At 62.4% G+C, this 26,333-nt stretch carries 25 protein-coding genes and 1 tRNA gene; 6 read left to right on the top strand and 20 right to left on the bottom strand.

Annotated features, from left to right (window positions below; genetic code table 11):
- Nucleotides 1-10: 10 nt before the first annotated feature.
- A complete protein-coding gene (locus LOX95_RS08425; RefSeq protein ID WP_242914026.1) occupies nucleotides 11-649 on the bottom strand; it encodes a hemerythrin domain-containing protein in 639 nt (212 codons plus the stop codon).
- Between the two features lie 12 nt (nucleotides 650-661).
- Nucleotides 662-2,812, bottom strand: coding sequence for a catalase (locus LOX95_RS08430; protein WP_242914027.1), 2,151 nt, complete (start codon nucleotides 2,810-2,812; stop codon nucleotides 662-664).
- Between the two features lie 257 nt (nucleotides 2,813-3,069).
- Here LOX95_RS08430 and LOX95_RS08435 point away from each other — a divergent pair, with 257 nt between their 5' ends.
- Nucleotides 3,070-4,719, top strand: a complete 1,650-nt coding sequence (locus tag LOX95_RS08435) for a c-type cytochrome (protein ID WP_242914028.1) — start codon at nucleotides 3,070-3,072, stop codon at nucleotides 4,717-4,719.
- 74 nt (nucleotides 4,720-4,793) lie between these two features.
- The gene (locus LOX95_RS08440; RefSeq protein ID WP_242914029.1) at nucleotides 4,794-5,024 is read left to right on the top strand and encodes a hypothetical protein; all 231 of its coding nucleotides are present in this window, start codon (nucleotides 4,794-4,796) and stop codon (nucleotides 5,022-5,024) included.
- On the opposite strand, the gene LOX95_RS08445 is transcribed toward LOX95_RS08440, so the two are convergent.
- From LOX95_RS08445 to LOX95_RS08475, 7 genes are all read right to left on the bottom strand, one after another.
- Entirely contained in the window at nucleotides 5,021-5,992 is a 972-nt protein-coding gene (locus LOX95_RS08445) for a nitroreductase family protein (RefSeq protein WP_242914030.1), read from the bottom strand. The genes LOX95_RS08440 and LOX95_RS08445 overlap by 4 nt on opposite strands.
- Nucleotides 5,989-7,101, bottom strand: coding sequence for a GNAT family N-acetyltransferase (locus LOX95_RS08450; RefSeq protein WP_242914031.1), 1,113 nt, complete (start codon nucleotides 7,099-7,101; stop codon nucleotides 5,989-5,991). The genes LOX95_RS08445 and LOX95_RS08450 overlap by 4 nt, the downstream gene beginning before the upstream one ends.
- Nucleotides 7,098-8,303 (bottom strand): hypothetical protein, encoded by a 1,206-nt coding sequence (locus LOX95_RS08455; RefSeq protein ID WP_242914032.1) that lies wholly within the window; start codon nucleotides 8,301-8,303, stop codon nucleotides 7,098-7,100. Before LOX95_RS08455 ends, LOX95_RS08450 begins: the two co-directional genes overlap by 4 nt.
- On the bottom strand, nucleotides 8,300-9,172 hold the full coding sequence (locus LOX95_RS08460; RefSeq protein ID WP_242914033.1) for a HesA/MoeB/ThiF family protein: 873 nt from the start codon (nucleotides 9,170-9,172) through the stop codon (nucleotides 8,300-8,302). Before LOX95_RS08460 ends, LOX95_RS08455 begins: the two co-directional genes overlap by 4 nt.
- Nucleotides 9,169-10,101, bottom strand: coding sequence for a hypothetical protein (locus LOX95_RS08465; protein WP_242914034.1), 933 nt, complete (start codon nucleotides 10,099-10,101; stop codon nucleotides 9,169-9,171). Before LOX95_RS08465 ends, LOX95_RS08460 begins: the two co-directional genes overlap by 4 nt.
- Nucleotides 10,102-10,188: 87 nt before the next feature.
- Nucleotides 10,189-10,494, bottom strand: coding sequence for a plasmid stabilization protein (locus LOX95_RS08470; protein ID WP_242914035.1), 306 nt, complete (start codon nucleotides 10,492-10,494; stop codon nucleotides 10,189-10,191).
- A 90-nt stretch (nucleotides 10,495-10,584) separates the two neighbouring features.
- Complete coding sequence (locus LOX95_RS08475) at nucleotides 10,585-11,301, bottom strand: SDR family oxidoreductase (RefSeq protein WP_242914036.1); 717 nt, start codon at nucleotides 11,299-11,301, stop codon at nucleotides 10,585-10,587.
- A gap of 105 nt (nucleotides 11,302-11,406) precedes the next feature.
- Here LOX95_RS08475 and LOX95_RS08480 point away from each other — a divergent pair, with 105 nt between their 5' ends.
- Nucleotides 11,407-12,309 (top strand): LysR family transcriptional regulator, encoded by a 903-nt coding sequence (locus LOX95_RS08480; RefSeq protein ID WP_242914037.1) that lies wholly within the window; start codon nucleotides 11,407-11,409, stop codon nucleotides 12,307-12,309.
- On the opposite strand, the gene LOX95_RS08485 is transcribed toward LOX95_RS08480, so the two are convergent.
- The 6 genes from LOX95_RS08485 to hutU all read right to left on the bottom strand — a co-directional run bounded on the left by LOX95_RS08485 (nucleotide 12,306) and on the right by hutU (nucleotide 19,605).
- On the bottom strand, nucleotides 12,306-13,052 hold the full coding sequence (locus LOX95_RS08485; RefSeq protein ID WP_242914038.1) for a proteasome-type protease: 747 nt from the start codon (nucleotides 13,050-13,052) through the stop codon (nucleotides 12,306-12,308). The two genes, LOX95_RS08480 and LOX95_RS08485, sit on opposite strands and share 4 nt — an antisense overlap.
- A gap of 68 nt (nucleotides 13,053-13,120) precedes the next feature.
- A complete protein-coding gene (locus LOX95_RS08490) occupies nucleotides 13,121-13,948 on the bottom strand; it encodes a transglutaminase family protein (protein ID WP_242914039.1) in 828 nt (275 codons plus the stop codon).
- Between the two features lie 3 nt (nucleotides 13,949-13,951).
- Nucleotides 13,952-14,884 (bottom strand): alpha-E domain-containing protein, encoded by a 933-nt coding sequence (locus LOX95_RS08495; protein ID WP_242914040.1) that lies wholly within the window; start codon nucleotides 14,882-14,884, stop codon nucleotides 13,952-13,954.
- Nucleotides 14,885-16,297: a circularly permuted type 2 ATP-grasp protein gene (locus tag LOX95_RS08500; protein WP_242914041.1), complete on the bottom strand. Its 1,413-nt coding sequence runs from the start codon at nucleotides 16,295-16,297 to the stop codon at nucleotides 14,885-14,887. It abuts the gene before it with no gap.
- Between the two features lie 106 nt (nucleotides 16,298-16,403).
- Entirely contained in the window at nucleotides 16,404-17,936 is a 1,533-nt protein-coding gene (gene hutH / locus LOX95_RS08505) for a histidine ammonia-lyase (protein WP_242914042.1), read from the bottom strand.
- A 4-nt stretch (nucleotides 17,937-17,940) separates the two neighbouring features.
- The gene (gene hutU / locus LOX95_RS08510) at nucleotides 17,941-19,605 is read right to left on the bottom strand and encodes a urocanate hydratase (protein ID WP_242914043.1); all 1,665 of its coding nucleotides are present in this window, start codon (nucleotides 19,603-19,605) and stop codon (nucleotides 17,941-17,943) included.
- 99 nt (nucleotides 19,606-19,704) lie between these two features.
- On the opposite strand from hutU, the gene hutC reads away from it, so the two are divergent.
- From hutC to hutI, 3 genes are read left to right on the top strand one after another with little or no spacing between them, the layout of a single operon-like run.
- Nucleotides 19,705-20,403, top strand: coding sequence for a histidine utilization transcriptional repressor HutC (hutC, locus tag LOX95_RS08515; protein WP_242914044.1), 699 nt, complete (start codon nucleotides 19,705-19,707; stop codon nucleotides 20,401-20,403).
- Between the two features lie 5 nt (nucleotides 20,404-20,408).
- Complete coding sequence (locus tag LOX95_RS08520; RefSeq protein ID WP_242914045.1) at nucleotides 20,409-21,299, top strand: agmatinase family protein; 891 nt, start codon at nucleotides 20,409-20,411, stop codon at nucleotides 21,297-21,299.
- Nucleotides 21,299-22,558: an imidazolonepropionase gene (hutI, locus tag LOX95_RS08525; RefSeq protein WP_427846578.1), complete on the top strand. Its 1,260-nt coding sequence runs from the start codon at nucleotides 21,299-21,301 to the stop codon at nucleotides 22,556-22,558. The genes LOX95_RS08520 and hutI overlap by 1 nt, the downstream gene beginning before the upstream one ends.
- Nucleotides 22,559-22,561: 3 nt before the next feature.
- Here hutI and LOX95_RS08530 read toward each other — a convergent pair.
- The 5 genes from LOX95_RS08530 to LOX95_RS08550 all read right to left on the bottom strand — a co-directional run bounded on the left by LOX95_RS08530 (nucleotide 22,562) and on the right by LOX95_RS08550 (nucleotide 26,286).
- Nucleotides 22,562-22,651: transfer RNA gene (locus LOX95_RS08530), tRNA-Ser, on the bottom strand.
- A gap of 101 nt (nucleotides 22,652-22,752) precedes the next feature.
- On the bottom strand, nucleotides 22,753-23,742 hold the full coding sequence (locus tag LOX95_RS08535) for an NUDIX hydrolase (RefSeq protein WP_242914047.1): 990 nt from the start codon (nucleotides 23,740-23,742) through the stop codon (nucleotides 22,753-22,755).
- A gap of 36 nt (nucleotides 23,743-23,778) precedes the next feature.
- Nucleotides 23,779-24,354 carry an HD family hydrolase gene (locus LOX95_RS08540; RefSeq protein WP_242914078.1) on the bottom strand — a complete coding sequence of 192 codons (576 nt, stop codon included), beginning with the start codon at nucleotides 24,352-24,354 and terminating at the stop codon, nucleotides 23,779-23,781.
- Between the two features lie 160 nt (nucleotides 24,355-24,514).
- The gene (locus LOX95_RS08545; RefSeq protein ID WP_242914048.1) at nucleotides 24,515-25,324 is read right to left on the bottom strand and encodes a methyltransferase type 11; all 810 of its coding nucleotides are present in this window, start codon (nucleotides 25,322-25,324) and stop codon (nucleotides 24,515-24,517) included.
- Between the two features lie 98 nt (nucleotides 25,325-25,422).
- A complete protein-coding gene (locus LOX95_RS08550; RefSeq protein WP_242914049.1) occupies nucleotides 25,423-26,286 on the bottom strand; it encodes an AAA family ATPase in 864 nt (287 codons plus the stop codon).
- Nucleotides 26,287-26,333: the final 47 nt, after the last annotated feature.

The following is a 26,333-nucleotide window of genomic DNA, read 5'->3' on the forward strand; positions in this document are numbered from 1 at the left end:
TATTCGGACCTTAGTCCTTGAGTTTGATCTTCTTCTCGATCTTCGCCGCGGCCTTTTCTGCCTTTTTGCGGCGCTCGAAGACCTTGCGCATATATTTCAAGTCGCTGGCCGACAGGGTCTTTTCGGCCGCCACGAACTGTTCCTGCTCCTCTTCGCCGACGTGATGGAGGTACTCCTCCTTCAGCGCGGCAAAGCGGCGCAGCCAGCCCGGTGAGCTGTAGTCGCGAGCCGCAAGATCGGCCATCAGGTCGTCCAGCTCTTTGTGCTCGGCGACGGCATGACGGGCATCGTCCGTCGTCGAAGGCTCGCGCATCACCGTTGACCAAAGGGCCTGTTCCTCGGCGGCTGCGTGAGACTGCACCTCCTTGCAGAACTCCTCGAACAGCATCTTGCGCTGGTCTGGGTTTCCGCTGGTGGTTTCCTCGATCATGGCGATCAGGGCACGGTGCTTGTCGTGATCCTCGACCAGACGACCGAACACGTCCGGATTGCCCCGGAACTTGGTCTTGGGCGTGGAGCCGATGCGGACCGTCAGTTCAGGCGCAAAGGATCTGGCTTCGGCAATAGCGGCTGCCTTGGCCTTTTTCGGGTCCTGCTTGGCCGTTTTGGCAGCCTTGGTCTTGGCTGCCGTTGCGGTTGGGGTTGCCATGCTCACGGGTCCTTACGGCAGGTCGCGGACATTGGGCTCGCGAGCCCAGTGGCGGACGGGGCCGACGTTGACCAGTTCTTCCCAAGGCACCACGCCTTCGTCCTTCTCGACATTGGCCTTGTCGAGCAGGATTTGCGTGCCCTTGCAGTGCCCGACGGTCTTGCAGTGGGCATACGCATCGGCGAACCACTGGATGGCCGCTGCATTCTTGGTCAGCTTTTCAGCCGCGTCCGGCATTAGTACGGAGGCGACGGCGTCGAAGACGACGGACGGTGCGCCTTCCAGCTTTTCGTCAGCCTTCAGCGTGCCGCCCTTGACCGGAATACCGCCGACCTTAGGCGCGACCAGTTTAACGCTGCCGCCGGCCTTTTCGATGTCGCCCTTGAGCTTATCGATGCTGGCCTTGTCCGAGCCTTCGGCAAACAGGATGCCGACGGTGCGGCCCTTGAACATCTTCTTGGCCTGCTTCTGGATCGACAGGGCGTCAGAAGGCTTCATGTCGACCGGTTCCTTGGCGGCCGGAGCCTTGGCCGGCAGGTCCATGGCCAGACCGTCAGCGATGCGCTTGGCCATGTCCTCGTCGATGTTGCGCAGGCGCGAAAGCACACGCTCGCGGACGTGCTCGAGATTAACCTTCGATAGTTCGAAGACGATGGCGTCACGGATGTGGGCCTGCTCGTTCTCGGTCTGCGAGCGGTAGAAGAGGCGCGCTTGCGAATAGTGGTCCGCGAAGGTCTCGGCGCGGATGCGCAGCTTTTCGGAACCGTCGTTGCGCTCGTCGTTGGCGCGGAACGAGGTGAAGCCGGTTTCGGGGCAGGCGCGGGGGCCTGCATCCTCGCCCGCTTCGTTCAGGCTGTTCGGCTCATAGTTGGCGCGGCCCGTCGGGATCAGGGTCTGCATCAGCCCGTCGCGCTGGAAGTTATGGAACGGGCATTTCGGCGCATTGATAGGGATCTGGTGGAAGTTCGTGGTGCCCAGACGCGACTTTTGCGTATCCAGATAGGAGAACAGACGGCCCTGCAGCAGCGGGTCGTTGGTAAAGTCGATGCCGGGGATCAGGTTCGACGGCAGGAAGGCGGCCTGTTCCGTCTCGGCAAAGAAGTTATCGACGTTACGGTTCAGCGTCATGCGGCCGATGATCTGGACCGGAATCTCTTCCTCGGAGATCAGCTTGGTCGCATCCAGCACGTCATACGGCTGTTTGGAAGCCCAGGCCTCGTCAAACACCTGGACGCCCAGATCCCACTCGGGGAAATCACCGTTGTCGATAGATTCATACAGGTCGCGGCGGTGGAAATCGGGGTCGGCACCGGCGATTTTGACGGCTTCATCCCACGTGGTGCTCTCGATGCCCAGCACCGGCTTCCAGTGGAACTTGACGAACTTGCCTTCGCCCTTGGCATTGACGAGGCGGAAGGTGTGAACGCCGAAGCCCTCGATGTGGCGCAGGGTGCGCGGGATGCCGCGATCCGACATCGCCCACATGATCATGTGCATGCTTTCGGGCATCAGGGAGATGAAGTCCCAGAAGGTGTCGTGCGCTGATGCCGCCTGCGGATAGCCCTTGTCGGCTTCCATTTTCACAGAGTGGACGAGGTCGGGGAACTTCATCGCGTCCTGAATGAAGAAGACGGGGATGTTGTTACCCACGAGGTCCCAGTTGCCTTCTTCGGTATAAAGCTTGACCGCGAAGCCGCGCACGTCGCGCGGGGTGTCAATAGAGCCAGCGCCACCGGCCACAGTCGAGAAGCGGACGAAGACGGGGCATTCATTGCCAGCCTTCTGGAACAGGGCGGCCTTTGTCAGTTCAGGGATGGCCTTGGAGACCTTGAACACGCCGTGCGCGCCCGAGCCACGAGCGTGGACGATGCGTTCGGGAATGCGTTCGTGGTCAAAATGGAAAATCTTCTCGCGCAGGACAAAGTCCTCAAGCAGCGTCGGGCCGCGAGCGCCTGCGCGGAGGCTGTTTTGATTTTCGGAAATACGGTGACCGAAGTTGTCGGTCAGGTGAGCGACGCCGTCGGAATGATTGGCATCGTGCGCGATGTGTTGCTGCGTCTCGCCAGAGTTGCCGGTGTCGGTGTTGAACTCGCCCTTTCCTGCGCCGGGGGCATGGTGGTGCAGGCTATTATCCAGACTAGGGGAGGTCTTGGAGGGTGTCATAGTCGCTGTCTCCATCGCGAATGAGGTGGGCGCGAGTGGTTGCACACGCCCGACCGTTGCGGATTAACAACACCATGTTCGCCGACCGGTTCCTGAGCGAATTCTGCGAGTTATTCGCAAGTGTCCATAGCTGGACATTTTTCTTCGGCAATTCATCGCCATACCGACATGCGAGTAAGTTTGACTTGTTCGTGACCGTTGCCCGCTTGGCGGGTCCATCCTATCGATGGGCCATAGGTTTGCGGAAGGTCGACGCCATGAAACGCGCACTGGCAGTGACAACAGCGATGATGGCTCTGACCGGATGCGCGGGGGGCGGCAGCCCTGCGTGGGATTTCCTGCGGGGACACATCGCGGCGCGCTCAACCGTCCTTGAGAACTGGCAACCTTCCGATGACGCGGTCGCGCGCGGCGCGATGCAGTTTGCCTTCGGAGACTTTGGGGGGCTCAACTCCGATGCCATGGAAACGGTGGCCCTGCCTTGGAAGCTGACCTCGGCGGCGCTTGTGCTGCACCGCTCACCCGATGATGTGTCACCCGAGGCGCTGAAGCGGATCATGCAGGGATACGGTTTCCTCTATCCCCGGACGGTGGCGAACTGGCCTGCGAATGCAGGCGATGCACCGTTGCCCGAGGCGGCGATAGGCATCGTCCTTGGCACAGGCATGCGGTCTATTCCCAAAATCGAAGTGCAGATTGCCAGCACCGGATGCGCGGCCTGTCATGCCGCACCGACCTATGACGCGCAGGGGAGGCCGCAGACGGACAAGATCTGGCTGGGCGCACCCAACCCCTCTCTCGATCTCGAGACCTATACGCAAGACATCTACAGCGCACTCGTCGCGGGCACGGCGGATGAGGAGCGTCTGATCGCCACCACCCGCCGCCTTTTCCCGACAATGACCGCGCGAGAGGAAAAGACGCTGCGAGACTTTGTCATGCCGCGCCTCAAGGCGCGTCTGGCGGATATCGCCAGATCGGGGGGCAGGCCCTTGCCCTTTAGTAATGGCCATGCCGGCGTGACTAATGGTGTGGCAGCTCTGAAGCTTCAGCACGGACTCTTGGCTGGGCAGTCGGGGGTGAGCGAACGCGAGCGCGGGTTTACCTCGGTGCCGCATCTTGCCGACCGCACCTTCCGCTACCGTCTGCTTTGGGACGGGGCCTATTCACCGCCTCAATATGCCCGGGAAGATTTACGCCTGACGACCGGCGACATCACTGCCGATCACGTAGACGCCCTTGCGTCGATTACGTCCTATTTCACGGTCCCCACCATGGGCATGAGTGACCGCGCTGCCGTCGCCGCTATTCCCACTGTGCGCGAGGCCTTCGCGTTCGTGGGTACGGTGAGGCCACAGCCGTTCCCGGGCGCAATCGATACGGGCAAGGCGGAGCGTGGTGCCAGCCTGTTCGCGCGTAGCTGCTCGTCTTGTCACGGGACATATCAGGAGACGACCAATGGGATCCGTCTGGTCAGCTTTCCCAATGTGCTGAAGTCGGTCGGGACGGACCCTGTTCGCGCGGAGGTTCTCGATGATGCCGCAGCAGACAGCATCAATCGCAGCCCTATCCGACATTATATCCGCGCCGAAAGCACAGGCCGTTACGCGCCGCCGCCGCTGACCGGCATCTGGCAAAGCGCGCCCTATCTGCACAACGGTTCGGTACCTTCGCTGGCGGCATTGCTGGGGCTGGAAGAACGGCCAACAGTTTTCCAGACCGGCGGGCACGCGATGGATCTGGAAAAGGTCGGCGTGGCCTATCCCGCAGGCTATCAACCCTACAGTCGCCCTTCGCTGGTCGATACGCGTGAGCGTGGCTTGGGCAATGGCGGCCACACCCGCATGTTCGATGATCTAACCGACGACGATAGGCGCGATCTGTTAGAGTATCTCAAGCGACTCTAAAACGGGTCGTCAGGCGTGTCTGTGACGACAAGGTGCGCGCATTTCCTCGTAGCGTCGTCATTGAGACCCAAGCCATGGCCGAGACCCCCGAGTTCGACGAGCAGCCTGACTTCTCCGAGTTTCCAGAGCGCATCGCATATGCTGATCTGGACGATGAAGATCTGGCCGAGAGCATGGCGGAGATCGAGAACTTGATCAAAATCAGCGGCGTAAGTGCTGATGACAGCTTCGCCAAGGGGCTGCAAAGCTCGATTGATCGCATGGCCGAGGAACTCGCCGGTCGCAAGGTGCGCTGCGCCGACTAGGCCAGTATCACCTCGTCCAGCGGCAGGCGGGCAGGCGGCGGCAGTTTGCGGGCGTCCACTATGCCTGCGCGCAAGACCGTGACCACGCGCTGGTGCGGGGTGAGGTTCAGTCGCTGCGACATCTCGGTAGCGGCCTGTTCATCGTCGCCCAGAATAGTCAGAGGCGAGGCTGCAAGACCAAGCGCCGTCATTTCCAGCCATAGACGGTGCCAGTCGCGGCCCGTCTGGAAGGGGTCGGCGTCACGGTCCTGGACAAACGCGACCAAGGCCGAGGCCGTTTTGGTCACGCCTGCCTCGGCTGTCAGAGACGCCGCGAGCTGAAGCTTGTCCAGTATCTCGAACGTTGGATATTGCATCACCATGCCCGCAGCGATTGCGAGCGGTGCGCTCATTTCCATAGCTCGCGCGTTGAGCCCGTCCCTCGCATAGTTCGGGTCGAGTTTGGTCAGGCGCATCCAGGACGTCAGTTCTTGGCGATAGGCGCGGTCGCGATAGAAGCGCATCGTCGCTGTATCGGCCTGATCGGCGATGGCGGCGATATCATCGCCACGGGTAATCAGTCTGACATCGGCACGGGAAGCCAGGGATTGGGCTTTCTCTCGTGCCTCGTCTTTGCGCCGGGCGTCAAACCTGCCCCGATACGTCCGACGTTTGGTGAGCACAGCCGCTAATGGGTCGGGGTCGCACTGACCGTCGACGACTAGCCGAGCAGCTTCGGTTTCGGTGGCCGCGCGGCTGAGTTTGATGCCGTGCTTGCTCGCAGCGATCACCATGCCCTCAAATGCCGCGCCTAGGCTTGTCGTGACGTCGCGGCCGGACGGATCGCCCCACGGAAGCGTTCGTTCCGGATGGGTGAGCATCGCAATGGTCGTTGCATCCACTAGACGCCAAAGGGTGGGTTGGATGTTGTGGACGTTGGGCGACAGGGCAGCCTCGGCCACCAGCTCGCGGAATAGTTCGGGCGTCATGCCACGGCCTTATAAAACAGGTGGGTGCGGTGCAGGCGCTCGGCCCCGATGCGGTTGACATAGGAGAGGCTGGGCCCGTTCACATCGCCAATCCATGTGCCGCCGCAATACTGGTAGCGACCCTTCTTCAGCGCGGCTACGACACGGTGAAGCATGGCCGCATTGACGCCCTTGCCGTGATGTTCGGGGCGCACCGAATAGAGGATGATGACAGCGCGTTTTGGCGCGAACAGGCCCCGCAGCCACGACCAGACCATGCGCAATCCATAGCGGGCACCAGCATGGCGCACGAACAGATTTAAGTCGGGAATACAGATCACTACGCCTGCCGGTTCACCTTTATAATGAATGATGGCGGACAGGGTGGGGTCCATCACCCACATCATTTCTCCAGCCTGAAACTGGAATTCCTCGGCGGTCAGCGGCACGAACATCGGGTTCTTGTCGAAGCCTGCGTTCAGGCACAGGCGGCCTTCCTCCATCCGCACTTTGAAGTCGCGACGGGTGATGGGGGCAAAGCTCCAGTCGGGCGAGTTCAGAATGTCGCGGGTACCGCCGCGCAGCAGTCTTTCCTCGTCAACATCGCCGGGGCGGAAGCCCCAGGTCATCATCGGGAACTGCGCGGTGAAGCCAAGCCGCTCGAGGTGCTTGGGCAGCCATGGCGGGTTCCACATCATGTCGGTGGTGGGGGCGTGCTCGAACCCTTCGGTGACCATCCCGACCATCTGCATGGCGGTCAGGTTGAAGGGGCCGACGATCTCGGTGTCACCATGGCGCTTGGCGAAGTCGGTGATGGCCGAGAATAGCAGATCTATGGCCTCGGCGTCGTCTGCGGCGTCGAAATAGCCAAAGCATGTGCGGGCCCAGCCATGCCGCTGGTTCGACTGTAGATGGCGGTGCGCCGTCGCGCGTGCGACAGGTTGGCCATCGCGTTTGACGACGTAATATTCCAGCGACCCGCCCGACTTGAGCATCGGATTTTTCTTGGGGTCTAGGTACTTTTTCAGGTCCGATCGCATGGGCGAGACATAGGGACTGTCGGAGGGGTAAACCTCGAACGGCACACGGAAAAAGGCATTGAAATCAGCCTTTACCAACTCAAGGCTCATGCGATGTCTCCGGTTTCGCGTGCAGCCAGCAGGGCGGCGGTTTTCTGGAACAGGGCCATGGCCCGCTCGTCCTCGTCCAGCAGGGCAGAGCCGCCGAGCGCGACAAGGCCGATCCGCACGGGCCGATCTCCGATCAGGATGGCGTGGGTCGAGTTGTGCCGCAGCAAAAGATCGCGAAGCTGCTCGCGGGCATCGGCCAACGGGTGATCTTCCCAAAGGCTGGACAGGTGGACAACCGGCTTGCCCTCGAAGGCGGCAGGCAGCAGGGCGGGATCATAGTCCGACAGGTCGTGGCCCTCGGTGAGAATCAGGCCCTCAAGCGGGGCGACGCGTGCGGCGTCGGCGATGAAGCCCGAGAGGGAGGTGGTGTCGGCATTGGCCAGGGCCTGATCGAACAGGCGGCGTTGCTGGTCATTTCCGCCCGAGCGCAGGCGCAGCAGCACCGACAGGGCCAGCAGGGCGGCGATGGTCACGGCCAGCACCGATCCGGCTTCCAGCCAGGTTTCCGGGCGGTCCAGCAGCATCAGCGCCCCGGCCAGAAGGATGGCTGTCAGGAAGGTGAGCGACAGTTCCTTGATCGTATCCAGCCAGCCTTTGGGCGCATTGGCCCCCGCAGCCGCCGCATAGGCCAGACCCAGCATGCCCAGCGCCGACAGGCCGATGGGCGAGCCGATGTGGAAATCCGTCAGCGCCAGCAGTCCCGTCGCCAGCAGTGCGCGAGCATAGGCGTTGAGGGTCGAGTTCTCCATCGGCGACAGGCTTTCGCGACGGCGGAAAACGATGAACCCCAGCACGATCAGAAGTGCGCAGGGCACATAGATGGCCAGGCTGAAGGCCGGCTCGATCCCGCTACCGGCCAGCAGGGCGGCGAGGATGCCGAGAATGGTGCCGCCGCCGATGATGATCTTCACCCACAGGGGGGCATGACGGCGCAGCAGGATTTCCGAGAGCAGCAGGGCGGCGGTCGGCAGGGCGCAGGCAAGAACGAGCGTCAGGGCGCCGAAAGCTCCGATCCCTGTTGCCATGGACAGGGTGCGGCACAGATAGAACAGGCCCGACAGGCCGAACACCACCAACAGAACGTTCTGGACGGTCGAACGGCGCGCCCGTCGCCACAGCACCAGCGCAACCGCCAGTGCACCCATGGCCCCGAAGCCATCGACCAGCATCCGCGTGGTATCGGCCAGTGACAGGTCCATCATCCGGCCAGCAGTTTCTGCATGAAGCGACGCACGACGATGGCCTTCAGTGCACCGATGGGCGCGGGCAGGGGGCGCTCGCATTTGGCGTCGCGGGTGTTCATGAACCAGCCACGATAGTCAGTCTTGGTCTTGCGACCCATCAGAAGGGCCAGCGCCTCACCGGCCATTAAACAGCCGGCAGTGGTGACCATCGGAGCAAAGCTCATGCGCTTGCGCTTGCCTGCGGCCATTTCGGCGGCGGCGGTCAGATCGACATGGGTGTGGCTGCTGGAGTGGGTCATCACCCATTCCAGCTCCTTCATGAAACAGTCGGCGGCCTGTTCCTCGGTGATGGCTTTCCAGTCCACGCCCTTGATCGGATAGCCGAGGCGTTCTTCGGGACGTGGGTCGGACGGGCGCACCACGATGACCGATGGCAGGGGCGAGGCATAGGCATCGATCACGGTTGCGCCGTGCTGCCTGGCCTTGCGGTACAGTTGGGCGGTGGCGGGGATGTCATCGCAGCCGTTGATGATGACGCTGTATTCGGCGCACAGCTCGTCCAGCCTGTCGGTCCATTCCGCGCCCAGAACGGTCAGCTCCAGATTCGAGTTGATGCGCTTCAGACCCTCGGCGGTGACCTCGGCCTTGGGGCGATCGACGGTGTCGGTAAAGGCGAAGAGTTGTCGATTAAGGTTTGAAATCTCGAAAGTATCGAGGTCCGCAATGGCTATCTTGCCTACGCCCGCACGCACCAGCATCTGTACCGCCGCGCCGCCCATGCCGCCCACGCCAGCCACGAAAACGGCCCCGTCTTTCAAGCGCTGCTGCTCGGCCTCGGTGATGAAGCCGATGTTGCGGGTAGTCATCTCGGAATAGAAGTCGGTCATCGGCTCATCTTTGCAGGTCGCAGCACGCCCCAGGCGCGGTTCGGCGACAGCCAGTGGATCACGGGGAGAAGCGCCATGCGCGCGCCCATCAGCAGCACAAGGCCCGTCAGCCCCACGGCGGTCGTCGGCGGGGCGACCTTGCGCAGGTATTGGCCCGCAGCGGCCATGTCGATGCGGCCGATCTGTATCAGGTCGTCGCCGCGGTCATAGTCCAACTGCTGCTGGCAGAAGTCGTTGTACTTTTGCTGGCGGTGCGGGGTGGCCTCGGCAAAGGACTTCTTCAGCGCGTCACTGCCGCCGGTATAGGCGTTGGTGATAACGAAGCGGCCTTCGTCAAAGCCCGCATCCTCGCCCACGCCAAAGGCGGCGCGGTGGCGGGCCATGATCTGGCGGCCGAGCGAGAGATGTTCGAAGCTACGCCGCGCATCGGGGCGGGGTGATGGAAAGACGTTTGAGAAAGTCTCGGCCACCATGCCTGCTACGGCGGGCACCTGTGTGACGTTGGAAATCCACATCGGGCGGCCCTGTCCGGTGAGGAACATCAGCACGCAGGTCAGGCCATATAGGGTTGCCGACAGGCCGCGCCCGCGAGCCGTCGGGTCCACCATGACGAGGCCAAGGTGCATGACCTGTGTCGGGCGATTGGCCAGCTCGACGTCCAGCAGCGACAGGACGTTGAACGCAACGGGGCGTCGAGGACCTTTAGGTTTTTCAGACTGATAGACGACTGTGATGACGCAGTTGTTTAGCCGATCGGCATCGCCACCGAGCACGCCGTACTCCAGATCCTCGCCCTTGAGTGTCAGGCTGGCGATGGCGCGCATGTCCGCGACGAGAGCCGTTGTTTGGTCTGCTGTCAGCGCCATGCCGGGACGTACGACAATACGCGTCCACATGCTGCGACCGGATCGCCACGTCAGATTGATCATCGGGTCCGGCGACTCCCCCGCCAAAAACTACACCCAAGGGTGCCCACCGAGGCGGGGGGAGGTCAAGCGGAGGGATATGTCGCGGCGTTAGTTGCCTCTGCGGCGGCGGGTTTCCCAACCCTTCTTGGCGGCAGCTGAACGATCGGCCTTTGTGCGCGAGGCTGATGCCTGCCCACCCTTCTTCCCGCCCTTTTTCGCTGCGGGATGGCCCGTGGACTTGCCGCGTCCGGAACCGCCGGGGTTCTTGCCGCCGCCATCGTCTTTATTGACGGTGGCCCAGGCGCGCGCTTCGGCTTCCTTCTTGGACACGCCACGTGACTCATAGCTTTCGGCGATATGGTCTGCCTTGCGTTCCTGTTTGTCGGTGTATTTGGATTTCTCTCCGCGGGGCATGGCGGTCCTCCTCTGCGGAGAAAGTGACCGAAGGGCAAAGCCTGTTCCGTGCGTCGCATAGGATACACAGACGGACTTGCCACAGCGGGATCAGGTCGCGGCGGTCGGACGGACCACGATGTCGTTGACGTCAACGTCATCCGGTTGGTCGATGGCATAGCGCACAGCACGCGCGATGGCGGCGGGTTTCAGAGCCGTCTGGCGGAACAGGCGCATGGCCTCGATGGCTTCCGGATCGGTGATGTGCTCGGCCAGTTCGCTCTCCACGACACCGGGATAGATGCAGGAAATGCGCAGGTTGCTGTGCTCCTGACGCAGGCCTTCGCAGATGGCATGAACGGCATACTTGGTCGCGCAATAGACGGTGGCCATCGGGAATACGTGCAGCGACGCAATCGAGGCGATGTTGATGATCTGCCCCTTACCGGCGGTGACCATTTCCGGCAGGACGGCAGCCACGCCGTTCAGAACCCCGCGAATGTTCACGTCGATCATGCGGTCCCATTCGTCGAACTTGAGCGCATCGACGCGAGACAGGGGCATAAGGCCTGCATTGTTGACGATCACGTCCACTGCACCGAAACGGGCGCGTGCGGCATTCGCAAAGCGGCGCATAGCGTCGCGGTCGGTCACATCGACCGGATGCACCAGAACTTCACCCGGCAGGCTGGCGGCTAGTTGTTCCAGACGGTCGGCACGACGGGCACCGAGAACCACCTTGGCACCCGCTTCGCTTAGTTCTTGGGCGATGGCCGCACCGATGCCGCTGGAGGCACCAGTGATGAGGACGACCTTGTTCTTGATCATGAGCTTTTCCTTCCAAAGCTTGATTGCGATGGGCGGAAGCTAGACGGCGGATCGTGGTTCGATTAGACGGCTAGTTCTGATCGGATTGCGTAGCTAGGCTAACCAATGGTTCCGGACTATCACGCGCTGGCCGCGTTTCATGCGGTGGCTGAACTTTGCAGCTTTAGACAGGCGTCGGAGCGGATGGGCGTGACCCGTTCGGCGGTCAGTCAGGCGGTACGTCGGCTGGAAGAGCGGCTGGGCGTCGCCCTGTTTCAGCGCACGACCCGCAGTGTCGTGCTGACCGAAGAGGGCACGGCGCTGTTCGAGCGGTTGGCCCCAGCGCTGCAGGATATCTCTGTGGCGGTGGAGGTCACGACCGATCGCCAAGACCGGCCCAGCGGTTTGCTCAAGCTGGCGGTGTCGTCCATTGCCGACCGTTTCCTGTCCGGTCCCTATCTGGCGGGCTTCCTGAGCGCCTATCCGGATATTCGGCTGGACCTGACGCTGACGGACCTGCCGTTTGATGTAGTGGGCGATGGCTTTGATGCGGGCGTTCGGCTGGGCGAGTTCATTGAAAAGGACATGGTTGCCGTGCCCATCGCCGATCAGGAGCGGCAGGTCGTGGTCTGCTCACCCGGCTATCTGGCTCGGCATGGCGAACCTTCGCATCCGCGCGACCTTCTGGAGCATCGCTGTATCGGGTGGCGGCCCCGTCACGATGTCGCGGCCTATCGCTGGGAGTTCGCGGAGGAAGGACACGAGTTTCGCGTCGATGTGGATGCCGCCATCACAGTGAACCAGATGGGCACCATGGTTGATCTGGCCGTCGCGGGGGCGGGCATCACCTTTGGCATGGAGACAAGCTTTGCGCCTCATCTGGAAAGCGGCGCCCTTGTGAAGGTGCTGGAACCCTACTGCCCGCCGTTCGACGGATTTTATCTGCACTATCCCAGCCGCCGTACCGCACCGCCCAAGCTCAGGGCGTTGATCAACTATGTGCGACAGCAACGCGGGCGTAGTGCTTAGGCACCCTCGTCAAGCCACGGCGGGGAGGGCATAGCGTGCTGGGCCTCGGCCAAGGCTCTGGACCATTGCTGGCCTAGAATTTGGAAATAGGGATCGCCTGCCTCGATGCGGCGCACGTCGCCCTTTCGCTCGCCCTTGCGCAGCACGATCATGTCCAGAGGCAGCCCTACCGAGACATTCGAGCGAAGCGTGGAGTCAAACGAGATCAGGCCCAGTTTGACCGTTTCCGGCAGCGGGGTGTGGTGCCGCAAGGCGCGATCCAGAATGGGCTTTCCGTATTTGAACTCGCCGATCTGGAGATAGGGCGTGTCGGGCTGGCACTCGATGAAGTTGCCCTGCGAATAGACCATGTAAAGGCTGATGGGCCCGTCGCCGATCTGTCCTCCGATCAGGACTGAGGCATCGGCGTTGACGGTCTCGGCCTCCAGCGACGGCGCGATTTCGTAGCGGACCAGTTTGATTGCGTGGCCGACCAACTGTGCCGCGCGAAACAGGGTGGGGGCGGTCAGCAGGCTTTCCGGTTCTTCGCTACCCGGCATCTTGATGCCTTCGCGCACCATGGCCATGGCTGTCTGGGTGACCGAGAGGTTGCCTGCGGTGGCAACTGCAATCACCCGCTCGCCTGTCACCTCCGAGACGTGCAGCTTGCGATAGGAAGAGATGTTGTCCACGCCAGCGTTGGTGCGTGTGTCGGCAATCAGGGCCAGACCGTCTTCGACAAGCAATCCTACGCAATAGGTCATGGGCGGTGGTCCGTCGCTGGAAGTGTGCGGCGCAACATAGCAGATTCCGCTGTTATGCCATCTTGGACTTATTGCTGCTGTTGCTGGGACGAGGCGCGCATGTCCTTGACGTCGATGTGGACGGTCATCGTCTCGTTCTGTCCGCCGAAGCTGGAGCCCCGAACAGGTGCGACGCCCAGATAATCGAGGCCGGTGGCAATGCGGATATAGCGGTCGGTCGGGCAAATGCCGTTAGCAGCATCAAAGCCGATCCAGCCGATATCCTCGACATAGGCCTCGGCCCATGCGTGCGAAGCATCCTGCAGATTCATGCCGTCCTCGCGGAACAGGTGGCCCGAGACATAGCGGGCGGGAAAGCCCATGCAACGGGCCGTGGCGATGAAGAGGTGGGCGTAGTCCTGACAGACCCCTTCGCCGAGCGAAAGCGCTTCAGCGGCGCTGTTGTGGACCGTAGTGGCACCGATGCGAAAACGCATTCGGCCCGCGATGTCGCCCATCAGCGCATGCAGGCGGTTCAGCGCGGGACCCGCTGCATGCTGTTCGGCCAGATCGCGTATGGCTGGATCGGCAGCGGTCAGGGCCGTGTCACGCAAATAGACCAGCGGAGAAAGCCGTTCGGGAATCTGCCCTAACGCGCCCGCCGTGTCGGTTGTCTCAACTTCGCCCGTGACCAGAAGCGACAATTCGTGCGGCGGATTATCGACGTACAGGGTGTGGGTGATGTTTCCGAAGGCGTCCGTGCCCTGATGAATTCGGGCGTCGAAGTCCGGCTCAACCGACCAGCGCCGGATGTGCTGGCCATCGGTCTGCATCGGAGACATGCGCAGGATCTGGGTGATCGCCCGTGGCGGGCGGGCGTAGCGGTAGGTTGTGGTGTGCTCGACGCGGATCAGCATGGGTTAGCTCAGATACTGCTGGTGGATCGCCTCGCCGAGGCGACGGTTTTCCGCGAGGTAGGACTGGATGTATTCGTGCAGGCCGCTCTGGAAGATGGTATCCATCTTGGCCCCCTCGAAATGCTTCATCTGGGCAGACGCCAGCCGCTGGGCCGGCCCACGGTTGTCATAGTCGGCGGCCAGACGGTCCAGATAGCGGACAATGGTAGCCTGACAACTTGCCAGCGAACGCGGCATCTGGCGGTTGAGGATCATCAGATCGGCCACGTGCCACGGTTTGACGTCATCGCGGTACACCCAGCGATAGGCCGTCAGGGCCGAGACTTCGCGCAGCAGGGTGGTCCATTGGAAATAGTCGAACTGGCCGCCCACGCGTTCGCCCTCGGGCAGCAGCAGGTGGTATTTCACATCCAGCAGGCGGGCGGTGTTGTCGGCCCGCTCGACCGCTGCGCCTAGCCGCAGGAACCAGTAGGCATCATTGCGTAGCATGGTGCGCGACGTGGCTCCCTCGACGCCAAGGGTGACGCCCTTGACCCACTGGAGGAACTCCAGAAGTTCGTCGCCCCGTAACGGCATGTCCAGTTCTTGCAGCCGGTTCCATGCGCCGTTGATTGTCTCCCACAGCTCTACCGTTAGCGCGGTGCGGACCGAGCGGGCATTGGTGCGCGCCATAGTCAGGCAACAGTGGATGGATGAGGGATTATCCGGAGAGAACGCCAGATAGTCGCGGATGTCCTGGGGGTCTGTCAGGTCGCTGTTGGGGAGAAGCGGGCAACCCGATGTGGCCAGCGATGCGGCCCAAATCGAGCTTTCCGTGCCTTGCTTGGTCGGGATGGCGGCGAGACGAAGGGTGGCTTCCAGAATGCGTGCCAGATAGTCGGCCCGCTCGATGTATCGGCCTGCCCAATAGAGGCTGTCTGCGGTGCGCGAGAGCATTCAGTCCTCCAGAACCCAGGTGTCTTTGGTGCCGCCGCCCTGCGACGAGTTCACTACCAGCGAGCCTTCCTTCAACGCCACGCGTGTCAGCCCGCCCGGTGCGATGCTGCAACCATTGGGGCTGGACAGCACGAAGGGGCGCAGGTCGATGTGGCGCTGGACCAGCTTGCCGTCCGAAAGGGTGGGGGCGGTGGACAGGGCCAGCGTGGGCTGGGCGATGAACTCTTCGGGCGCGGCGGTCAGCTTGGCGCGGAAGGCCTCGATCTCGGCCTTGGTCGCGGCGGGGCCGATCAACATGCCATAGCCGCCGGAGCCACCGACCTCTTTGACCACCAGCTCGTCGAGGTGTTCGAGCACGTACTTCAGATCGTCTGCCTCGCGACAGCGCCACGTCGGCACGTTCTTCAGGATCGGCTCTTCGCCCGTGTAGAAGCGGATGATGTCGGGGATGTAGGTATAGACGGCCTTGTCATCGGCCACGCCCGTGCCGACCGCATTGGCCAGCGTGACATTGCCTGCCGTATAGGCCGCCATCAGGCCGGGCACGCCCAACGCGGAATCCGACCTGAAGGTCAGCGGATCGAGGAACTCGTCATCCACGCGGCGATAGATGACGTCTACGCGGCGGCGACCTTGGGTGGTGCGCATGTAGACGTAATTGTCATCGACAAACAGGTCGCTGCCCTCGACCAGTTCGGCACCCAGTTTGTCGGCGAGGAACGAGTGCTCGTAATAGGCCGAGTTGAACGGGCCGGGGGTCAGGACAACGATCGTCGGGTTGCCGCCTGCGTCCTCCGGCGCACACGCTTTGAGACTGGCCAGCAAAGTGTCGGGATAGGTCTCGACCGGACGGACCGAGTGGTCGGCGAACAGTTCCGGAAACAACCGCATCATCATTTCGCGGTTTTCCAGCATGTAGGAAACGCCCGACGGGGTACGGACATTGTCCTCCAGCACGTGGAACTCGTCTTCGCCGGTGCGGACCAGATCGACGCCCGCGATCTGCACCCAGATGTCGCGGGGCGGGCGCTGGCCCTGCATTTCGGGGCGATAGGCCTGATTGGTCAGGATCAGTTCGGGCGGGATTATGCCCGCTTTCAGGATTTCCTGCGGGCCGTAGATATCCTTCAGGAAGGCATTGATGGCGTTGATCCGCTGGGTCAGGCCAACTTCCAGACCGTTCCATTCAGCCCCGCTGACGATGCGCGGGATCAGGTCGAACGGGATGAGCCGCTCGTTGGATTCCGTGTCGCCATAGACGGCAAAGGTGATGCCCATGCGGCGAAAGAACAGTTCGGCCTGTCGTGATCGGGTCTTGAGCAGGTCCGGCGAGGCGTTCGCCAGCCATTGAGCGGCCTTGGCATAGGGCGAACGGATTTCGCCGCCCGTGCCGTTCATTTCGTCAAACGCCATGCCCTCTCCGATATCGCTGTCATGCGATGGTGAGGGTCAGATGGCGAACCGCGCAAGTAAAAAATGCTGCATTGCAGCAAAGCTTGCGCGGTCCTTTGAGCGGTTCTTAGGCCGAAGGCAGTAGGCTTGCGGCAAACGGACGATAGCGACCAGCACGCACGCCTTGGGTGGCGCGGGCAATGTCCGGGGCGAAATAGTGGTCGCTGGTATAGGGCGCAGCGGCCTCGCGCACGATGGCGTAGGCCTGTTCCAGTTCGGGCGAGGAGGTCAGCGGGCGGTGGAAGTCGAGGCCCTGTGCCGCAGCCAGCAGCTCTATGCCCACCACATTGGCGGTGTTCTCGGCCATGTCCAGCAGCCTGCGGGCACCGTGGGTGGCCATGGAGACATGGTCCTCCTGATTGGCGCTGGTCGGCACGGTGTCGATGACGCAGGGATGGGCCATCATGCGGTTTTCCGCGACCAATGCCGCCGCCGTGACCTGTGCGATCATAAAGCCCGAGTTCAGGCCGCTTTCCTTGACGAGGAAGGCAGGCAGTTCGCTCATCTTCGGATCGACGAGGATGGATGTGCGGCGCTCGCTGATATTGCCGATCTCGCACAGAACCATCGCGATCTGGTCGGCGGCATAGGCGACTGGCTCGGCGTGGAAGTTGCCGCCGGAGATCACGTCGCCGTCCTCGATGAACACCAGCGGGTTGTCGGTGACTGCATTGGCCTCGCGCTCCAGAATGGCGGCGGCGTTGCGCAGGACATCCAGCGTCGCGCCCATGACCTGAGGCTGGCAGCGCAGGGAGTAGGGGTCCTGCACCTTGGAGCAGTCGTGGCGGTGGCTTTCGCGGATGGCGCTGCCCGACAGGATTTCGCGCAGGCGACGGGCCACGTCGATCTGACCCGGCTGACCACGAAGAGCGTGGATGCGGTGATCAAACGGCGCATCCGAGCCTTTGAGGGCATCGGTCGAAAGCCCGCCCGCAGCGATTGCAGCGGCGAATACATCCTCGGTCGCAAACAGACCCGCCAAGGCCAACGCGGTCGAGCATTGCGTGCCGTTCAACAGGGCCAGACCTTCCTTCGGGCCCAGGACGATCGGTTCAAGTCCGGCCTTGGACAGGGCGGTCTCGGCATCCAGTACCTGTCCCTGATAATGGGCTTCGCCGACACCGATCAGGACACTCGACATATGCGCCAGCGGGGCCAGATCGCCCGACGCACCGACCGACCCCTTGGACGGGATCAGCGGCAGCACCCCGGCATTCACCATGCCGATCAGGGTTTCCAGCGTGCGGCGACGGATGCCTGATGCGCCCTTCGACAGGCTGGCGATCTTCAGCACCATCAACAGGCGGGTAACGTCCTCGCTCAGAGGCTCGCCCACACCGCAGGCATGGCTAAGGACGAGGTTCTTTTGCAGCGTTTCCAGATCGTCCGGGGCAATCGAGGTGTTGGCCAGCAAGCCGAACCCCGTGTTGATGCCATAGACGGTGCGGCCTTCCCTTAGGATGGCCTCGACCGTGGCGGCACCTTTCTCGACATTGGCCCATGCGGCACCGCTTAAAGATATCTGAACCGGACCATTCAGGACGTCGCGAAGCTGGGACAGCGTGAGGGGCGCAGCCCCGATTTCGATGTGGGAGGTCATAGTCTTAGAGGTCCAGCGAGGGCAGGTTAAGGCCATTGGCGCGCGCGGCGTCCTTGGCGATGTCGTATCCGGCGTCGGCATGGCGCATGACGCCCGTTGCCGGGTCATTCCACAGCACGCGCTCAAGGCGGCGGGCGGCTTCATCGGTGCCATCGGCCACGATCACCACGCCCGAGTGCTGGGAATAGCCCATGCCGACCCCGCCGCCGTGGTGCAGCGACACCCACGATGCGCCCGAGGCCGTATTCAGCAGGGCATTCAGCAGCGGCCAGTCGGAAACAGCGTCCGAGCCGTCCTGCATCGCCTCGGTTTCGCGGTTGGGGCTGGCGACCGAACCGGAATCCAGATGGTCGCGGCCAATGACGATGGGGGCCGACAGCTCGCCCGATTTGACCATTTCATTGAACATGAGCCCTGCGCGGTGGCGGTCGCCCAGCCCGATCCAGCAGATGCGGGCGGGCAGGCCCTGAAACGCGATGCGCTCGCCCGCCATGTCCAGCCAGCGGTGCAGGCCCGCATTGTCGGGGAACAGCTTTTTCATCGCCTCATCCGTCTTGCGGATGTCCTCCGGATCACCCGACAGGGCGGCCCAGCGGAACGGGCCGATGCCACGGCAGAACAGCGGGCGGATATAGGCGGGGACGAAACCGGGGAAGGCAAAGGCGTCGGTCACGCCTTGATCGAAGGCGACCTGACGGATGTTGTTGCCATAGTCGGTAGTCGGGATGCCCAAGTTGTGGAAGTCGAGCATGGCCTGAACATGAGTGGCCATCGACTGGCGGGCTGCGGCCTCGACCTCGGCGGGGGTCGATACGCGCTTTTCTTCCCATTCGGCGACGGTCCAGCCCGAGGGCAGGTAGCCATTGACCGGATCGTGGGCGCTGGTCTGGTCGGTCACCAGATCGGGGCGGATGCCGCGCTTGACCATCTCCGGAAGGATGTCGGAGGCATTGCCCAATAGGCCGATGGAGGTTGGCTTGCCATCTTTCAGCGACTGTTCCAGCAGGTTCATCGCCTCGTCCAGCGTCTCGGCCATGACGTCGAGGTAGCGGGTGCGGATGCGGAACTCGATGCGACTACGCTGGCATTCGATGGCGATGCAGGATGCACCCGCCATGGTCGCGGCCAGCGGCTGCGCACCGCCCATGCCGCCAAGGCCAGCCGTCAGAATCCACTTGCCCGACCAGTCGCCGCCATAGTGCTGGCGTCCAGCCTCCATGAAGGTCTCGTATGTGCCCTGAACGATGCCCTGGGTGCCGATGTAGATCCACGAACCGGCGGTCATCTGGCCGTACATGGCCAGACCCTTCTTATCGAGTTCGTTGAAGTGATCCCACGTCGCCCATTTGGGCACGAGGTTGGAGTTGGCGATCAGGACGCGCGGGGCATCGGCATGGGTGCGAAACACGCCAACCGGCTTGCCCGACTGGACCAGCAGGGTCTCGTCCTCTTCCAGTTTTTGAAGCTGGGCGACGATGGTATCGAACGCCTGCCAGTTGCGGGCGGCCTTGCCGATACCCCCATAGACAACGAGGTCCTCGGGGCGCTCGGCCACGTCGGGATCAAGGTTGTTCATCAGCATGCGCATGGCGGCCTCGGAGGCCCATGTCTTGGCGGTCTTTTCCGGCCCGCGCGGGCTGCGAATGACGCGTGAATTGTGGGTAGCCATCGAATCCTCCGTCAGGCATCGCTGATCTTGGAGCAAAGTTCTGCACGGACTTTCCATTATGTCTAGACATTAAAATCGGGACGAGGCAGGCTGAACCCCATGGAACAGGAACCGCTGCACAGACGGATCGCGAGCGACATCGAGCGCCGCATCGCCTCGGGCGAGTGGCAGCCGGGTTTCCGCATCCCGACCGAGGCTGAACTGATGGCCGAATATGGCTGTGCGCGGATGACGGTATCGCGGGCGATTACCGATCTGGCGGCGCGGTCATTGGTGGTGCGACGTCGCAGGGCGGGGACGGTTGTGGCCCATCCGCCGGTTCATTCTTCGGCACTGGTGGCCATTCCCGACATCCAGTCCGAGGTCGAGGGCAGGGGGCTGAAATACAGCCACCGCCTGCTGGCCCGCATCGTGCGCCCTGCTGACGTGGCTGAGGAGATGGGCGGAAAGGTCGTTGAACTCGCGACCCTGCACCTGTCCGACGATATGCCTTTCGTGTTCGAGCGCCGTGTGATCTCTCTGGACGCGGCCCCCGATGCCGAGACCGCAGACTTCAGCGCCCAGCCGCCCGGGGGCTGGCTGCTGGCGAACATGCCGTGGACCGAGGCCGAGCACCGCATTTCTGCCGTTGCTGCCGATGGCGAAACGGCCAACCATCTGGGTCTGGCCGATGGCACGGCGTGTTTGAGGTTAGAGCGCCGGACGTGGCGCGACGGACAGGGCGTAACCCGCGCTACCCAGATTTTCCCCGGCACGGCCTATGATCTGGTCGCGCGCTTTTCTCCCACGAAAGGATGACCGCCATGAGTGAACAGTCCGAAGCCCTGGGTTGGCGTTCTGTAGGCGATCTGGTGGGCAACCATCCCGAGGCGCGGGTGGCGATGATCGGGGCACCGCTGAACGAGCGGTCGCTGACACCGGGGCGATGTGATCTGGGGCCAAAGGCGCTGAGAGCCGTTCTGCCGCGTCTGTCGACCTATGATGTCGAGACGGGGCTGGAACTGGACATCCGCGTGCATGATGCGGGCGATGTGCCGCTGAAAGCTGTGTCGCCAGTTGATGCCTTCGAGCCGGTCCGCGACGCGGTGAAGGCGCAAACGCACCGCGACCTGACGATCTTGGTCGGTGGCAATAATGCGATCACTCGCGCGGGTGTGCACGCGCTGGGGCTGGAGCGCGTCGGTGTGCTGACGCTGGATGCGCATTTCGACCTGCGCGACACCGATCAAGGCCTTACCAACGGCAATCCGATACAGGCGCTGTTGGAAGACGGGCTGGACGGCTCGCGGATCAGTCAGGTTGGCGTGGCCCCGTTTGCCAATACCAAGCGTGCTCATGAAAAGGCTAAGATGGCGGGGATCAATGTCCGTACCGTACGCGAATGCCGCGAGCAGGGGTTGGCGGCTGTGGTCGCGCAGGAGTTGGAGCGTCTGTCCGCCCTCTGCGAGGTCATCTACGTCGATTTCGACATCGATGTCATCGACCGCAGCCAATGGCCCGCCAGCCCGGGGGCGAGGCCGGGTGGCGTATCGGTGCATGACTTCTTCGATGCGGCGCGGGTGATCGGCGCGCATCCCAAGGTTCGCGCCGTGGACCTGACAGAATATGATCCGTCGCTGGAGGTGGGCGATCTCGGCTCGCTGACGGCGGGGCGGTGGTTCTGTGAAATCCTCAGCGGAGTGTCGGCGCGATGATCGAAGCGGACCTGCTGATTACCGACTGCAAACTGGCCACCATGATAGAGGGTGGCGCTGCTTACGGTGCCATCGAGGACGGTGCGCTCCTGATCAAGGGTGGCCGCATTGTATGGGTAGGGGCGAGGGCAGATCTGCCTGCACACACGGCGACCAATACGGATAAGTTTGATGGCCGCTGGGTCACGCCCGGTCTGATCGACTGCCACACCCATCTGGTGTTCGGGGGTGACCGCTCGGGCGAGTTCGAGCAGCGCCTTGAGGGTGTCAGCTATGAGGAGATCGCCCGTAGTGGCGGAGGGATCGTCTCGTCCGTTCGCGCCACGCGTGAAGAAACCGAGGAGCAGCTTTTTGCCTCGGCGTTGAAGCGGTTGCAGGGGCTGAAGGATACGGGCGTCACGACCGTTGAAATCAAGTCTGGCTATGGCCTCGACCTCGACAGCGAGCTGAAGATGCTGCGCGTCGCTCGGCGGATCGGGCGCGAGGGCGGGGTGCGGGCGCGAACGTCCTATCTGGGTCTTCATGCCCTGCCGCCCGAGCATAAGGCCGACCGCGCGGCCTATGTGGATAAGGCTGTGGATGAAATCCTGCCTGCGGCCCATTCCGAAGGTTTGGTGGACGCGGTCGATGCCTATTGCGAACCGATTGCTTTCTCGGTTGACGAGGTAAGCCGCCTGTTCGACAAGGCAAAGGCGTTACGCCTGCCGGTCAAACTCCACGCCGACCAGCTGTCGGACAGCGACGGCGCGGCGCTGGCGGCCCGTTATGGCGCTCTGTCGGCGGACCATATCGAATATTCGAACGAGGCGGGCATTGCGGCGATGGCCAAGGTCGGTTCGGTTGGTGTGCTGTTACCGGGTGCGTTCCTGATGCTGCGCGAAACGAAAGCGCCGCCTGTGGACCTGATGCGCCGCTATGGCGTGCCCATGGCATTGGCGACCGATTGCAACCCCGGTACCTCGCCCGTGGCCTCCATGACCGCGACGATGAACCTCGCCTGCGTGCAGTTTCGCCTGACGCCCGAAGAGGCGCTAACGGGAGCCACGCGCAACGCCGCGCGGGCGCTGGGCATGCAGGACGACGTTGGAACGATTGAAGAGGGCAAGCTGGCCGATCTGGCCGTTTGGGATATCCGGCGTCCAGCGGAACTCAGCTACTGGCTCGGCGCGCCGCTTCTTCACGCCACCTATGTGAATGGGACGCGTCGACAGCCCGACTGGGGTGCCGGTGGGGCTGATATCGATTTTCAGGGAAGGTGATCGTGGCGGAGAGGGGGGGATTCGAACCCCCGGTACGCTTTCACGTACGCCGCATTTCGAGTGCGGTACATTCAACCACTCTGCCACCTCTCCGCGAGATCATCAGGTGCCCCGTGGGGCCCGGTTGAGGAGGGCTATGTAGCCAAGGAGCCTTTGCCTTGCAAGCTGATTCTTCACAAAAATTCTGATCTAATTCAACGCTGCCAAGGTAGGGTCAGACCGGACGCAGATGCACCGATGTTATCGGGGCCCACATAGCGGAAAAGCTCCGCCGGACGGCCTCCTGTATCGGTCGCAAATCGCCCCGTTGGCGTGACCAGTCCGGTGCGTTCCACACCCCTGCGGAAATTCTGTTTATGCAGGGAAAGACCGGAAACGGCTTCGGCGGCGGCTTGAAGATTGGAAAGGGTGAACTCTTCGCCCATCAGATCGAACAGGACAGGGCGGTATTTCAGCTTGCTACGCAGCCGCCCCAGTCCGGTTGCAGCAATCCGGCGGTGGTCGGATGCCATGGGAAGGTCGTTGAGCAGAAGGCTCTGCGATCGATCCGTGCGGTGATGGTCGCGTCGCGATTCTTCTACGAGGTCAGCCTCGTAAAGAAGTTCGTAGCGTTCGAGGACGCGTTCCTCGTTCCAGCGGGTGGCTTCGCCCGTTGCAAACAGTGTTTGGACGCGCGCCTGTTTGCGCGTGTCGGATCCGGCCCAGTCGTTGAGGGTTGTCGTGAGGCTATGCAGATCGGCGGGAGGTCCGCTTCGCCAGTCTTCCCACGGAAAGATGTCGAACAACGGCGTCCAGCGTGCATCCTGTCCTGACTGGCCCAGCGGTGCGGAGGCGCTGTCACGCGTGAGGGTCAGGTAGCCTACCGACACTTCGCGGGCCCTTACGGGACCCGAGGCAGCACGCGGCGAGGCGCGACCGATGTCCCCGAAGGTGTAGAGCTGTTCGACAAAGCCCAAAGGAAAGCCCGTCTGGGCCGTTACAAAATCTCTGAGGGCCAGTTCGAAAGTGCGGTCCTTGACCGGATCGAACGGCCCGAACGGAAGCGCAGGCGCGCCATCGGGCGTGTGGGTCGTGAGAACCGCAGCCTGACGATTATGCATGGCGATAATGACGGCAGACAGTCCGATGCGGACGCCGATAGGGCCGTCGGCTGTCTGGGTGTTGGTCATGTCGCCGTCGGTCATCATCGTCCTCTTGGCGGCACGGAATCAGGAAGTGATTCAGGCCTTGGTGATCAGACCTGTAGCTTCGGCCAGTTCCTTGTAGCGGTCCACATAAGCTTTCTGGGCTTCGAACGCAGGCATCGGTTCAAGCGTGATGGAATAGCCAGCGGGCGGCGCGCCGAATATCTGCACCGACTCGCGCTTGGTGAAGCCAGCCAGTTGAGTGGCTTCGAAGAAAGCGCAGGCACGGTCGGCCTTTTTGATCAGGGTCTTGATGTTGACCGGCGTCTTGGGAGGCAGTTGGAAGCGAACGTGGATGGCCGCTTCAAGGCGGGCTTCGAAGTCTTTGTAGGACGAGCCCAGAGCCGATTTAAACGGCGAGATCATGTCGCCGATCACATATTCGGACGCGTCGTGCAGCAAGGCCGCCAGCCGCCATTTCGGCTCGAGGCCGGGACGGATATGGGCGCAGATTTCCTCGACGATCAGAGAGTGCTGGGCGACCGAGAAGGCGTGCTCGCCGATGGTCTGACCATTCCAGCGAGCCACGCGGGCCAGACCGTGGGCGATGTCCTCGATCTCGATGTCGAATGGCGACGGATCCAGCAGGTCCAGACGGCGTCCCGACAGCATACGTTGCCACGCGCGCGGCGGCTTGGGCGTGCGCGGCTTTTTCGGAAGGGGGGCCAGTTCGTCGTCGTCGTGAAGCGCCAAGGGGATCGTCCTGCTCATGGGCTGGTCAGGTGAACCACCAAGACGGCGCTTTCAAGTGCGACGGAGGTAAAACCTCGGATTAATCCCCGACGTTTAGCGTCACCAGTTCGCGAACCGAGTCCACAATGGCTCCTTCGTCACGGTCGCGCGTGCGGAAGGTCGCCAGCGCAATCGGACCGCCGCCCGGACCGCGCGCGTCATATCCGACCACACGCCAACCGTTTGCGTCCGGTTTGGACATGGCATGGATCATGGTGGCGCGGATGGCATTGCGCGTGACGGCCTTGACTGTCGCGCCGTTGTCATCTGCCTGCACGTCGAGGCCGTCGCCCGTGACGGTGCTGCCCTTGTCGTCGGCATTGATGACCAGACCACCAATGCGGATGTTGGCCTTGTTGCCATCGGCTTCGATACGCATGCCGGGCAGACTGACGTTTGCTCGGTCACCCTTGGAGGAGAGGCTCAGTCCCGGCATGCGCACCTCGGCGCTCTCGATATTTTCGCCCTCAACAGTGGTGTTTTGGGTTTCTGTCGCCGTGACTGCGATCGGACCGTTGCGGGCTTCATCGGCGGGGATTAGCGTGTTCTGGAACCGCTTCAGAACGTCATCGACGTTTTGACCGTTCAACTCCACCAGATGCAGTTGAACCTCGGCACCGCGCGGACCGGAATAGGTGCAGGTGCGGCCGTCCACACTCGCTGAGCCAATGCGCGTCAGGACCCCTTGATCCGCAGGGCACTGAAGGCTGCTGATGACCTTCAGACCCTTACCGGCGTCACCTTTGCCATCGGTGTTGATTTCGACGCTTCTGCTGACGCGGACGCCATCGCTGGAATCGCAAGCGGCCAGCAGAAACACAGCGGTGATTGGCAAGACGAACTTATACATGTCCAACTCCTAAGCCCGCTCAAATTGGCAGCTTACCGCGCCAAAACCAGTGAATTCGCGGTAACTCGATTTCGGGATTGTAATGGAACCAAACGGGGTCACCCGCCCGGACGAACGCCTTCGCGACGTGCAAGGAACGCCAGTCGTTCGAACAGGTGGATGTCCTGTTCGTTCTTCAACAGAGCACCATGCAGGGGCGGGATCAGCTTGGTGGGAGACTTTTCACGCAAGGTCTCCGGATCGATCTCGTCAACCAGCAGCAGTTTCAGCCAATCGAGCAGCTCGCTGGTGGAGGGCTTCTTCTTCAGGCCCGGCGTTTCGCGTACCTCATAGAAGGTTTTCAGCGCCTCGGACACCAGTCGCGGCTTGATGCCGGGGAAGTGGACCTCGACGATGTTCTTCATCGTCTCGGCGTCGGGGAAGCGGATGTAATGGAAGAAGCAGCGACGCAGGAAGGCGTCCGGCAGTTCCTTCTCGTTGTTCGAGGTGATGACAACGACAGGACGCACATCGGCTTTAATGGTCTCGTTCGTTTCCTGAACGTAGAACTCCATCCGGTCCAGTTCCTGAAGCAGGTCGTTCGGGAACTCGATGTCGGCCTTGTCGATCTCGTCGATCAGCAGGACGGGGCGCACGTCGGAGGTGAAAGCCTCCCACAGCTTGCCCTTTTTCAAATAGTTGCGGACGTCGTGAACACGCTCGTCGCCCAGCTGACTGTCGCGCAGGCGGCTGACGGCGTCGTACTCATAAAGGCCGTTATGGGCCTTGGTCGTCGACTTGATGTGCCAGGTGATCAGCGGCGCATTCAGCGCCTTGGCCAGTTCATAGGCCAGAACCGTTTTGCCGGTGCCGGGCTCGCCCTTGATCAGCAGCGGACGCTCCAGCGCCACAGCCGCATTGACCGCGATCTTCAGATCATCGGTGGCGATATAGTCCTGCGTGCCTTCAAAACGGGTGCTCATACGAAACCTGCTCCTGATACGACGATCAAGAGCAGGTAGCTTAAAGA

The organism is Brevundimonas pishanensis, assembly GCF_022750635.1.
Classification (GTDB): Bacteria; Pseudomonadota; Alphaproteobacteria; order Caulobacterales; family Caulobacteraceae; genus Brevundimonas; species Brevundimonas pishanensis.